Here is an 11,337-nt window from a genome sequence, read left to right as displayed (position 1 = left end):
CCCGCGTTCTCGTGCAAAAAGTGGCCTAGAAGGTCTCGAGGTACCGGTCGAGTTCCCACTGGGAGACGTCGACGAGGTACTCCTCGAACTCCTGGGTTTTGGCCTCGATGAACTTGTCGGCGATGTGTTCGCCGAGGGCGTCGAGGATGACCTCGTCGTTCTCGAGTTCTTCGACGGCCTCGCCGAGGTTGCTCGGGAGGGTGTCGATGCCGTATTCCTCGCGTTTCTGCTCGTCGAAGTCGTAGATGTTCTCGCGGACGGGGTCGGGGCAGTCGAGTTCCTTCTCGATGCCGTCGAGGCCGGCGTGGATGAGCGCCGCAAAGGCGAGGTAGGGGTTACACGACGGGTCCGGGAAGCGGGCCTCGATACGGGAGGCGGCCGGGACGCGGGCGGCCGGCTTCCGGATGAGCGCCGAGCGGTTGCGGTCCGACCACGCGATGTAGACCGGCGCTTCGTAGCCGGGCACGAGGCGCTTGTAGGAGTTCACGGTCGGGTCGGTGACTGCCGTCACCGCGGGTGCGTGTTCGAGGATGCCGGCGGTGAACTGCTTGGCCGTCTCGCTGAGGTTGAACTCGTCGTCCTCGTCGTGGAAGGCGTTCTCGCCGTCCTCGGTGAAAAGCGAGAGGTGAGTGTGCATCCCGGAGCCGTTGATCTTCGGGATGGGCTTCGGCATGAACGTCGCGTGAAGGTCGTGCTGGGCGGCGATGGCACGGACGACGGTGCGGAAGGTACCGACGTTGTCAGCGGTGGTCAGGGCGTCGTCGTACTCGAAGTTGATCTCGTGCTGGCCGCGGGCGACCTCGTGGTGGCTGGCCTCGATCTCGAAGCCCATGTCTTCGAGGCCGTAGATGATGTCGCGGCGCACGTCGGAGGCGAGGTCCTTCGGCGCGAGGTCGAAGTAGCCGCCGGCGTCGTTCGTCTTGGTCGTCGCGCGGCCGTCCTCGTCTTCCTCGAAGAGGAAGAACTCGGGTTCGGGCGCGGCGTTGACCTTGTAGCCCATGTCGTGGGCGCGCTGTAGCGCGTTCTTCAGGATGCGGCGCGGGTCGCCCTTGAAGGGCTCGCCCGTGGAAGTGTCGTAGATGTCACAGATCATCCGCGCGGAGGCGCCCTGCTCGCGGTCACGCCACGGGAGGATCGCGAACGTGGTCGGGTCGGGCATGAGCCGCATGTCGGATTCCTGGATGCGGACGAACCCCTCGATGGAGGAGCCGTCGAAGTAGATGCCTTCAGTGAAGGCCTTCTCCGTCTGCTCGGCCGGGACCGAGACGTTCTTGACCGTGCCGAGGATGTCCGTAAACTGCAGGCGCAGGAAATCGACGTTCTTCTCCTCGATCTCCTCGAGGACGCGCTGTTCTTCCGGGGAAAGGCCACCGTCAGTGGCTACGTTTTCGTTCGTCATCTTTCTCGTCACCTGTTTCGATGAGTGCCACTACTAAAGCCTTGCTCCTTTGCGCAAACCTTCCGTCTATCGCTGCGAAAATGAATATTCGTAAATTTCTAAACCCCCCGGGACATAACGAGGTGTAATGACGTACGAAAATCTCGACCGCAAGTTGGTAAACGCGCTATTGGCCGACGGACGCGCTTCGCTTCGCTCGCTCGGCGAGGACCTCGACGTGTCGGTGACGACCGTCTCGAACCACATCTCCGACCTCGAAGACCAGGGCATCATCCAGGGATACAGCCCCGAGATCGACTACGGCGAGCTCGGCTACGACGTGACCGCGGTCATCCAGATGAAAGTCGAGGGGAGCGCCCTCCCCGAGATCACCGACCGCCTCGCGGACCACAAACACATGGTCTCGGTCTACGAGGTCACCGGCGACCACGACATCATCGCCATCGGCAAGTTCACCGACACCGACCACATGAACGAGCAGATCAAGGAACTGCTCATCGACCCCGACATCAAGGAGTCCAACACCTCGGTCGTCCTGAACACGGTCGCCGAACACGAGCAGTTCGACCTCGACTTCTGATACGGATTGGTGTAAGGAATTACCGGCGAGCGCCCGGCAGGACTCGGCGCTCACCGGTAAAAGGATACAACGAGCCGTATGAGGCCTCACGGCCGCCGGTTCGAACGGACTGACATCAGCCATCGGTAAAACGCCCGTTTGAGCCTTCGTCGTTTATAAGGGAAATCCGATAGAACGACACGCTGTATGCAGCACGAAGCCCTCCCGCTACTCGTCGTTGCGGCAGCCTTACTGTCGATGCTCCTTATCGGTGCGGCAGTCGCGGCACCACTCCTCGTGTGAACGGCGACAGCGTCGTCTCATCGGCTCGAAGATGGGGACCGGAATTCCTCACGTAGCCACGCGTTCGCGACGGCGTCGGATGGGGTCGGTCCCGTGCGTGGCGGCCACAGGCCGTGGTTCGAGAGTTTCGCTCTCTCGTCATTGCGGGAAATCGAAGATTTCCCGCTTGCAGTCAGAATCCAGAGGATTCTGACGGCATCACGAAAGGCGCGAAGCGCCTTTCGAACGACCACGACGGTTGGATTGCGGGCAAAGCCCGCTGCCCGCGCGGCGCAGGCGTGCGGCTACTATTCGACAGTGATCCACGAAGTTCCGCAGGATGCGAAGCCCCGTCTCACCCGAACTTTTTCATCGTCGGGTCGCGCTTCGCGCGACCACTCCTCGAAAAACTTCGATCAAAAAGGCGCTCGCTCCCGGTGGTCGCTCGCGTTACTCCAGACAGTAGTCCACGAAGTTCCGTAGGATTCGAAGCCCCGTCTCGCCGGATTTCTCGGGGTGGAACTGCGTGCCGAAGACGTTGCCCGCCTCGTTGGCAACGATGGCGGGGAACTCGATGCCGTAGTCCGTGCTGGCGACGACGGCCTCGTCGTCGTCGGGGTCGGCGTAGTAGGAGTGGACGAAGTAGGCGTATTCGCCGTCGATGCCCTCAGCGAGGGGGTGGTCGCGCTGGACGTTGAGTTCATTCCAGCCCATGTGCGGGACCTTCTGGCCCTCGGCAAAGCGGACGTTGGTCCCGGGGACGAGATCAAGTCCCTCGACGTCGCCTTGACCGACGCGTTCGGCCTCTTCGCTCGATGTAAGGAGCATCTGCATCCCAAGACAGATGCCGAAGAGCGGTTTGCCTTCGGCGGCCGCATCGACGAGCGCCTCGCGGAACGGGCCGGCGTTGTCCATGCCCTCGCTGAATGCGCCGACGCCCGGCAGGACGATGCCGTCGGCGGCGTCGAAATCCGCGGGGTCGTCGGTGATCGTGGGCTCGGCGCCCGCACGTTCCAGCCCCTTCGTCACGCTACGGAGGTTGCCGAGTCCGTAGTCGACGAGGACGATTTCGGCGGTCCGCTGGGTGGTGCTCATGTTCGTAGATGTGCGACCGCAGGGGAAGTGGGTTTCCATTGCTGATACGGACGGTTGTAGTCATTTACTGGAATCGTCCGTTCAGGTCGTCGATTACCGATAAACCGTTACGACCGTCCGTATAGAAGTCACGTGACACGTATCACACCGTAAAAATCAGCTGACAACGCATAGAAAGATTTTACACGCATATCTTACAAAGTTCGTCAGAGGTATTATGGAGCGTCGAAACTTCCTCAAGTCAACTGGTGCAATCGGTGCCGCAGGATTGACCGCCACCGCGGGCTGTATCGGCGAGTTCGGATCACAGCCGTACGGCGATGGGACACTCACGTTCGTGATGTCCCCGACCGAACCGCAGGACTACATGGAGTCCCAGTACGAGCCGGTTCGTGAGTATCTCGCCGAACAGGTCGAAGACGACGTCGAGGTCGAACTACAGTACGCGAACAACTACTCGGCGGTGCTCCGTGCGCTCGGCGAGGGCAACGCCGAAATCGCCGAGACGGGGCCGTTCGCGGCCGCACTCGGCGTCAAGGGCGACCAGTGTGAGATCGCTCTCCAGCGGTACGCCTACGGTGGGTGGACCTACTTCTCGGTCATCGTGACCAACGAGGACTCGAACATCGAGGAGCCGGCGGACCTCGAAGGCAAGGACATCGCCTTCGCAGCGACGACGAGCGCCAGCGGTTCGCTGTACCCGCTGTACATGCTCCAGCAGGCCGGCCTGAACATCGGCGACGCGCCGATGAGCGACGACGGCGCCGACTTCAACGCGACGTGGTCGAGCCACGCACAGGCCTTCGAGGCCCTCAAAGAAGGGCAGGTCGACGCCGCTGGCGTCGGTCGGTTCATCACGTGGGACTACGAGGCGGGCGATTACAAGGAAGGTATCAAGGAAGTCGAACAGACCTCCGACATCCCGCGTGCCCCCATCGTCGTCAGCCCGGAACTCTCCGACGAGAAGGCCGACATGCTGGTCTCGGCCTTCGAGGAGGCGCCCGACGAGATCTACTACGGCGCGGACGGTGAGGAAGGCACCGAGGACGACCTCTGGTTCGGCGACGTCCGCGAGGCCGATCTGGAGACCTACCAGCCGGTCATCGACGTCGCCAACGACCTCGGCGTCGAGTCCGACCTGCTCGACGAAGGGTCTGAGTAGAGTTCGCAACCCTCATACGTTCAACTCTGGAAACTGATTCTAATGCCTGCTGTTTCCGTACAGAATTTGCGAAAAACGTACGGTGAGGACGTGGTCGCACTCGAAGACATTTCCTTCGAAATCGAACAGGGGGAGTTCGTCGTCGTCCTCGGCCCGTCCGGAGCCGGTAAATCAACCCTCCTCAGGATCCTCAACGGTCTGACGACACCGACCGAAGGGTCGGTCCGTATAAACGGTGAGGAGGTCCATGGACGCCGGAGCGACGTGGCGATGGTCTTTCAACTACATTACGTCATCGAGAGCATGAGCGCCTATCGCAACGCGTTGACGGGCGCGCTCTCGCGTGCAGGCCTTCTCGAAAGCATGCTGACGTGGTACGACGAGGATGACAAACATGCCGCGCTGGATGCCCTCGATACCGTCGGTCTGCTGTCGGAGGCCGAACAGCGTACCGGGTCGATGTCGGGCGGTCAGAAACAGCGCGTCGGCATCGCTCGTGCGCTCGTCCAGAACCCGGCGCTCCTGCTCGCCGACGAACCGGTCGCCAGTCTCGACCCGAAGGCTGCGACCGAAGTGATGGGCTACATGCGCTCGGCCGCCAAGGAGCGAAACCTCACGACCATCGCGAGTCTCCACCAGGTGAACATCGGCCGCGAGTTCGGCGACCGCTTCATCGGCATCCGCGACGGCAAGGTCGTCTTCGACGGGACCGAAGAGGACCTCACGATGGAAGCCGTCGACGACATCTACTACGGTGAAGGCGGCGACGACCCGACGGAGGTTCTGAGCGCATGAGCGGAGAACCCGCCGAGGAGAGCGGTACTACGACGGTGGACGAGACGCTCGCGCGAATCGAACGTAATCAGCGAGTCCGCCGGATTCTGCTGGCTCTCGGCGTCGTCCTGCTCGGTATCGTCACCGCTGCGGGGATGACGTTCATCGGCTTCCGTCTCGCCGATATCGTTCGGACGTTCCCCGGCTTTATCGGGTCGCTCGTCGACTTCCTGCCGCCGAACTTCGTCGACTTCACGACCTATACGAGTCGGAACGAGATCGAGGGGCCTCGTGCGATCTGGGAGAGTCTCATCCGTCCGTGGACGTTCATCGAGAGCCTCCAGCAACAGGACGGCCTCGTCGGCCTGTCGGTCATCACGATCGCCATCGGGTTCTGTGGGACCGTACTCGGGTTCCCGCTCGCGCTACTTTTCGGCGTTCTCGGCAGCGAGCGCGTCACCCCGTTCCCCTTCAACTTCATCTTCCGCGGGACTATGTCGACCATCCGCGCCATCCCGGCGCTGGTGTGGGTACTCATCTACATTCCGCTGGCCGGTCTCGGCCCCGTCGGGGCGCTCATGGCCGTCGCGACGGACACGGTCGGCAACCTCGGTCGGCTGTTCACCGACGAACTCGAAGAGATCGACGACGGCCCCATCGAAGCCATCGGCTCGACCGGTTCCTCCGGTTCCCAGCGGGTCGTCTTCGGGATGTTGAGTCAGGTGTTCACCTCATTTATCGCGTGGACGCTGTACATCTTCGAGATCAACGTCCGTATCGCCGTCTCCCTCGGTGTCGTCGGGGCCGGCGGTATCGGTCTCTATCTGAACGAGCGGTTCTTCGGCTTCCTGGAGTTCGGCAAGGGGATGGCCGCTATCATCATGGTCATCTTCATCGTCCTCTCGGTGGAGATGATCTCCTCGCGTCTGCGTGCCCGCCTGCGTCCGAGCGAACACGAGAAGAAGGGCTTCATCGACACCCTCCGCGACCTCGGCAACGGCAACAAGTGGCTCGGATTCGGCGACCGCTAGAATTCGCCTAACCGCGACTGTCCGTTTCCATCGTCGTCGATGAGTGCGACCGCCTCGTCAAGCGCCTTCCCGAACGTTTCTCGCTGACTCGGGTCGTACAGCGTCGCTGCCGGGTGAACACACACCAGCACGCGACGCGCTTCACCCGCGATACGGGCATCGTGGAGCCCTCCAGCCTCCTTCGTGACCGCGACCGACCGCTCCAGCAGGTGTTCGGATGGTACTTTCCCCAGCGTGACGACGACAGTCGGGTCGACCGCGTCGATCTCCTGTTCCAGATACTCCCGACAGTTCGCCAGTTCCTCGACCGTGGGGTCCCGGTTGTCCGGCGGCCGACACCGCACACAGTTGGTGATTCGCACGTCCCGGCGGGCCAGCCCCCGGTCACGGAGGGCGTCGTCGAGAACGTCGCCCGACCGGCCGACGAAGGGTTCGCCCTGCTCGTCCTCGTTTTCGCCCGGCGCCTCGCCGACGAAGAGTAATTCCGCGTCCTCGGGGCCGACGCCGTTGACGATGCGGCTCCGGGAGGCACACAGCTCCTCACACCGCGTACACTCCGTGACCGCGATGTCGTCGCTCATGGTGGTCGGTCGACCCGCCGCAAGTTAATCTCGCCGGAAGACGTCGCAGGCAGCGTCCGCTCGCTGGGCCGCCCGCTTTGCGACTCGGAGCGGTTCCGGTCGGTGCTCGTAGGTGTAGGCCCGGACGACCGTCTCGGCCGTTTCGGCATCGAGACCGACGCTCCGAACGAAGAGGTCGCCGCCGTGGCCGTCGGTCTCGAGCCGCCGTCGCTCCGGAAGCGCCTCGTAGGTATCGAGGCGCATGGCCCGTTCGTCGCCGTCGAAGGCTGTACGGATGGCCTCGCCGAGTCCCTCGCTTTCCTCGAACGTCACCGCGATGACGGGACGGTCGATGGCTTCGGCGAGAGCGTCGATGTCGACGATGTTGTACCACGCGGGCGCGACGCCGGCGAGAAAACAGTACTGAACGTCCGGGCGGTCGAGTCGCTGCCAGCAGTCGATGATGGCCTCGGTCGCGTCGCGGCCGCCGACGGTACACGTATTAAAAACGAAATCGTCGACCGTCCGGTCGACACGCACGACCACGCCAGCGAGCGTACTCCTCGCGTCCCCGTCGTCGGTCCCCCGATACGATTCGGCGATACCCAGCGCCCGTCGCCCGGGTTTCACTGGTTCTGGAACTCCTGGTAGGCCTCCAGGAGGTCCTCGCTGGAGGCGTCCTCGTATTCGAACTCGATGTCGCCGTCGTGGGTCGGCAACGTGGACTGGTCGCGTTCCTCGATGTCGTCGGTGTCGAGTTGCTGGTTGTCCTGTTCGGTTTCGTCGTAACTGCCGAAGCCCATGCGTACGCGATGCTAACGGCTCCTCCGAGTTAAGCGCCACGCCGACCCACGGTTGTCGTTCACACGGAGCGGCGGCGGATTGCCGAACGCGGCAGTGACACCACGTAGCCGCCAACGTGATTACGGCGGCGGTCCACCCGCTCGATATGAACGTCACGAACGTGACTGCCAACGCGGATACTTTCACCTGTAACGCCTATCTCGTCGAAGGCGAACGGACCGTCCTCGTCGACGCGGGCGCGATGGAAGGCGTCGTCGACGTCATCGAGGGCTATACGGACGAACTGGACGCCGTCGTGTTGACCCACCAGCACGGCGACCACGTCGCCCAGCTCGATGCCGTCCTCGACGCCTTCGACGCGCCGCTGTACGCCTACGGCGAGCATCCCCGCCGGACGACCGAACTCGAAGACGGCGATCAGGTATTCATGGGCGACGAGGCCTTCGACGTGATCTACACGCCCGGCCACGCCGACGACCACGTCTCCTTCGTCTCGGAGACGACCCTGTTCAGCGGCGACGTCGTGGTCCACGACGACGGCGCCTTCGACTACGGCAGTTTCGGCCGGACCGACATGGCCGGCCAATCCCGCGAACGGCTCATCGAAAGCATCCGGACCGTCCTGGAACGGATGCCCGACGGCGTCGAAGACATGTACGCCGGCCACGGAGAGACGTTCCACGGCGACGTTCGTGACGTCGTCGAGACGGCACTCCAGCGAGCAGAAAAGCGCAAGCCGAAATATCCCGACGACTGAACGGGGCGGCGGTAGCGCGACCGCTACGCGAGTCGAATCGAGGCGAAAAGACGAAAAACGCTCTATGCGGCGCGGCGTTCCTTCGCTTTCGGGCGAAGGTTCTTGTAGCCGCACTTGCGGCACTGGTCGGCCCGCTTGGGATTTCGGGCGTTACAGCGCATGCAGATCATCTTCTCGAGGGTGCGGTCCTCAGCCGGGTCGAACTTAGCCATATGCGTAGGGAATCAACGCGGGCGGATAAACCTAACCGTTCGCCGCGAGTGGGCCGTTTCGGCCACGTCGGCGGTCTACTCGCCGGCTTCGAGGTACTCCTCTTGGACGGCGACGACCTCCGCCGAATCCGCACAGTCGGCGTACCGCGAGAGCGGCTCCTCGTTCAACTCGAGGAAGGTGTGGCCCCACCGGAACTTGCCGAGGATCTCCTCGGCCTGCTCGCGGTGGCCGAGAATACAGAGCGCGCCCGCGAAGGCCTCGACCGTGTTGAGCTGGAACGGCGTCCCGTAGTTGACCGGATTGCCGGCGACGAGGAACGGCAGCGCGCGATGCGGGCCGTCGAGTTTGAACGCCTCCTTCTCGGCGGTCTCCCACGAGCAATCGAGGGCCACGAGGCGGTCGGCCGCGCTGCCGTGCCGGTCCACTTTCCCATCGGCAGGCGACAGCGCCCGCTCGGCGTAGGGGTCCAGCACGATGCCGGCCGGCGTCTCGCGGGCCGTGTGATGGAGTTCCGCGAGGTCGAACCGCGCGAGTTTCCGGGCCGAACACTTCTCGGGGTCGTCGTCGCCCTCGTAGCGGACGTGGAGTTCCACACTCGAACCAGACGGCCGGACGGCAAAAGTCGCTCGCCCCGAGGTGGAGACGGGAATCTGCCGCTCCGCCAGCGTATTTCCGTCCGGCGGCCCTACCGCGGGTATGGACGGTCCTGCGCTGGCCCGGGAGTATTATCGCGCGATAGACGACGGCGACTACGAGGCGTTACGTGAGGCCCTCGCCGCCGAGTTCGTCCACCGGCGGCCCGACATGACCCTCGAGGGTCGCGAGGAGTTCGTCTCCTTCATGCGCTCGGACCGCCCCGACACCGAGACCGAACACTCCCTCGATGCGGTCTACGTGGCCGATGGCAATCGAGTCGCCGCCGAGGGACGCCTACTGCGGACCGACGGCAACGTCTGGTTCCGATTCGTCGATGCGTTCGAGATCGGTGAGCGTGGGATTCGGGAGGTCCGGACCTACACCGACAGCCGCGGCGAATAGCGAAATGGCCTATAAAATCGCGTCGCCCAACGTTCCGGTCGGTCCGATTACTCGCCGTCGCCCTCTGCTTCGCCGAGGGCCGACTCGCCGACCGACTCGTGGCCCTCGATGCGCTCTTGGCCGCCCATGTAGGGCCGGAGCGGTTCCGGCACCGTGACCGTGCCGTCGTCGTTCTGGTAGTATTCGAGGATGGCGACCATCACGCGCGGAATCGCCAGCCCCGAGCCGTTCAGGGTGTGGATGTATTCGGCCGACTCGTGCTGTTCGGGCCGGTACTGGATCTTCGCACGCCGGGCCTGGAAGTCCTCGAAGTTCGACACCGACGAGACTTCGAGCCACCGGCCGCCGACGTCGGGACCGTCTTCCATGTCGTCGCCGGGGGCCCACACCTCGATGTCGTACTTCTTGGCCTGCGTGAAGCCCATATCGCCAGTACACATCTCCAGAACGTGGTAGGGCAAACCGAGACGTTCCAGTACTTCGGTCGCCTCATCGAGCAAGCCTTCGAGGCGGTCGTAGCTGTTCTCCGGCCGGACGAAGTTGACCATCTCGACCTTGTTGAACTGATGGACCCGGACGATGCCCCGCGTCTCGGTGCCGTGTTCGCCCGCCTCTCGCCGGAAGTTCGGCGAGTAGGCCTGATGCTTCAGGGGGAGGTCGTCGTCGGTCAGGATCTCGTCGCGGTACATGTTCGTGACCGGTACCTCCGCGGTCGGCAGCAGCCACAGGTCGTCGTCGTCGTAGGGGTCGTCGTTGTCGCCGCCGAGGCGGTAGGCGTCCTCGACGAACTTCGGGAACTGGCCCGTCCCCCGCATCGACGCCGAGTTGACCGGAATCGGCGGGAAGACGTCGACGTAGTCGTGTTCCTCGCGGTGGAGCTCCAGCATGTACTGAATCAGGGCGTGTTCCAGTCGGGCGCCCTCGCCCTTCGCGAAGTAGAAGCCGCCGCCCGAGACCTTCGCGCCGCGCTCGAAGTCGAGGATCTCGAGGTCCTCACCGAGGTCGTAGTGGGGAACCACATCGTCGGGCAATTCCCGTCGGTCATCGAAGCCCCAGCGCTCGGCTTCGACGTTGTCCGATTCGTCGTCGCCCACGGGCGCGTCGGGATGCGGCACGTTCGGCAATCGGAGCAGCGCCTTCTCGAGTTCGGCTTCGAGTTCCTCGGCGCGCTCCTCGACGGCTTCGAGTTCCTCCTTCAGTTCCTGGGAGCGCTCGATGGCCTCCTCGGCGGCCTCGTCTTTCCCCTCGCGTTTGAGTTCGCCGATCTCGCTGGAGACCTCGTTGCGCTGGTGTCGGAGGTTGTCGCCCTCTGCTTTGAGGTCGCGCCACTCCTCGTCGATGTCGAGGATACGGTCGAGGTCGACGTCGACGCCCTTGGTGTCGAGCGCCCGCCGCACCTCGTCGGGATTCTCCCTGACGAACTGCCTCGATAGCATTTGTCGACGGTTCGACTGGCCGGGGCAAAGTCGTGTCGGTACCGTGACGACCCATCCCAGACGACAGTAATCTTGAAATGCCGAATCGGGCGCTCGGCGTACCCCTGTTTAAATACGCCCATCCCGCCTACTCGTCGGTCACGACCATCTTGCGCTTGCCGGTCTCTGGGTCGACCGGGATGTCGTCGACTGCGACGAGTTCGTAGTCGAGATGGCCCAGTCCCTTC

Annotated in this window: 14 protein-coding genes; 6 read left to right on the top strand and 8 right to left on the bottom strand. The window is 63.6% G+C overall.

Annotated features, from left to right (window positions below):
* Window positions 1–25: 25 nt before the first annotated feature.
* Window positions 26–1,399 carry a type I glutamate--ammonia ligase gene (gene glnA / locus V5A53_RS08960; RefSeq protein ID WP_332313261.1) on the bottom strand — a complete coding sequence of 458 codons (1,374 nt, stop codon included), beginning with the start codon at window positions 1,397–1,399 and terminating at the stop codon, window positions 26–28.
* 127 nt (window positions 1,400–1,526) lie between these two features.
* On the opposite strand from glnA, the gene lrp reads away from it, so the two are divergent.
* Window positions 1,527–1,979: an HTH-type transcriptional regulator Lrp gene (gene lrp, locus V5A53_RS08955; protein ID WP_332313260.1), complete on the top strand. Its 453-nt coding sequence runs from the start codon at window positions 1,527–1,529 to the stop codon at window positions 1,977–1,979.
* Window positions 1,980–2,690: 711 nt separating this feature from the next.
* Here lrp and hisH read toward each other — a convergent pair.
* Complete coding sequence (gene hisH, locus V5A53_RS08950) at window positions 2,691–3,335, bottom strand: imidazole glycerol phosphate synthase subunit HisH (protein WP_332313259.1); 645 nt, start codon at window positions 3,333–3,335, stop codon at window positions 2,691–2,693.
* 214 nt (window positions 3,336–3,549) lie between these two features.
* Here hisH and phnD point away from each other — a divergent pair, with 214 nt between their 5' ends.
* The 3 genes from phnD to V5A53_RS08935 are packed head-to-tail and all read left to right on the top strand — an operon-like array spanning window position 3,550 to window position 6,302.
* Window positions 3,550–4,497 carry a phosphate/phosphite/phosphonate ABC transporter substrate-binding protein gene (gene phnD / locus V5A53_RS08945; protein ID WP_442928609.1) on the top strand — a complete coding sequence of 316 codons (948 nt, stop codon included), beginning with the start codon at window positions 3,550–3,552 and terminating at the stop codon, window positions 4,495–4,497.
* Between the two features lie 42 nt (window positions 4,498–4,539).
* On the top strand, window positions 4,540–5,292 hold the full coding sequence (gene phnC, locus V5A53_RS08940) for a phosphonate ABC transporter ATP-binding protein (RefSeq protein WP_332313257.1): 753 nt from the start codon (window positions 4,540–4,542) through the stop codon (window positions 5,290–5,292).
* Window positions 5,289–6,302, top strand: a complete 1,014-nt coding sequence (locus V5A53_RS08935; RefSeq protein WP_332313256.1) for a PhnE/PtxC family ABC transporter permease — start codon at window positions 5,289–5,291, stop codon at window positions 6,300–6,302. The genes phnC and V5A53_RS08935 overlap by 4 nt, the downstream gene beginning before the upstream one ends.
* Here V5A53_RS08935 and V5A53_RS08930 read toward each other — a convergent pair.
* The 3 genes from V5A53_RS08930 to V5A53_RS08920 are packed head-to-tail and all read right to left on the bottom strand — an operon-like array spanning window position 6,299 to window position 7,665.
* Window positions 6,299–6,883 carry a uracil-DNA glycosylase gene (locus tag V5A53_RS08930; RefSeq protein WP_332313255.1) on the bottom strand — a complete coding sequence of 195 codons (585 nt, stop codon included), beginning with the start codon at window positions 6,881–6,883 and terminating at the stop codon, window positions 6,299–6,301. The genes V5A53_RS08935 and V5A53_RS08930 overlap by 4 nt on opposite strands.
* A 24-nt stretch (window positions 6,884–6,907) precedes the next feature.
* Window positions 6,908–7,492: an endonuclease dU gene (locus V5A53_RS08925; protein ID WP_332313254.1), complete on the bottom strand. Its 585-nt coding sequence runs from the start codon at window positions 7,490–7,492 to the stop codon at window positions 6,908–6,910.
* Window positions 7,489–7,665: a DUF5786 family protein gene (locus V5A53_RS08920; RefSeq protein WP_332313253.1), complete on the bottom strand. Its 177-nt coding sequence runs from the start codon at window positions 7,663–7,665 to the stop codon at window positions 7,489–7,491. Before V5A53_RS08920 ends, V5A53_RS08925 begins: the two co-directional genes overlap by 4 nt.
* 146 nt (window positions 7,666–7,811) lie before the next feature.
* Between V5A53_RS08920 and V5A53_RS08915 the strand changes: the two genes are divergently transcribed.
* Window positions 7,812–8,423 carry an MBL fold metallo-hydrolase gene (locus V5A53_RS08915; RefSeq protein WP_332313252.1) on the top strand — a complete coding sequence of 204 codons (612 nt, stop codon included), beginning with the start codon at window positions 7,812–7,814 and terminating at the stop codon, window positions 8,421–8,423.
* 62 nt (window positions 8,424–8,485) lie between these two features.
* Here the strand turns inward: V5A53_RS08915 and V5A53_RS08910 are convergent, their stop codons facing one another.
* Window positions 8,486–8,635 carry a 50S ribosomal protein L40e gene (locus V5A53_RS08910; RefSeq protein ID WP_332313251.1) on the bottom strand — a complete coding sequence of 50 codons (150 nt, stop codon included), beginning with the start codon at window positions 8,633–8,635 and terminating at the stop codon, window positions 8,486–8,488.
* Between the two features lie 75 nt (window positions 8,636–8,710).
* Entirely contained in the window at window positions 8,711–9,229 is a 519-nt protein-coding gene (locus V5A53_RS08905) for a DUF367 family protein (protein ID WP_332313250.1), read from the bottom strand.
* 103 nt (window positions 9,230–9,332) lie between these two features.
* Here V5A53_RS08905 and V5A53_RS08900 point away from each other — a divergent pair, with 103 nt between their 5' ends.
* On the top strand, window positions 9,333–9,674 hold the full coding sequence (locus V5A53_RS08900; RefSeq protein WP_332313249.1) for a nuclear transport factor 2 family protein: 342 nt from the start codon (window positions 9,333–9,335) through the stop codon (window positions 9,672–9,674).
* 47 nt (window positions 9,675–9,721) lie between these two features.
* Here the strand turns inward: V5A53_RS08900 and serS are convergent, their stop codons facing one another.
* Entirely contained in the window at window positions 9,722–11,110 is a 1,389-nt protein-coding gene (gene serS / locus V5A53_RS08895) for a serine--tRNA ligase (RefSeq protein WP_332313248.1), read from the bottom strand.
* Window positions 11,111–11,337: the final 227 nt, after the last annotated feature.

The organism is Natronomonas sp. (assembly GCF_036625485.1).
Taxonomy (GTDB): Archaea; Halobacteriota; Halobacteria; order Halobacteriales; family Haloarculaceae; genus Natronomonas.
The sequence above is the reverse complement of the archived record's forward strand: the minus strand, read 5'-3'. Positions and strand labels throughout refer to the sequence as shown.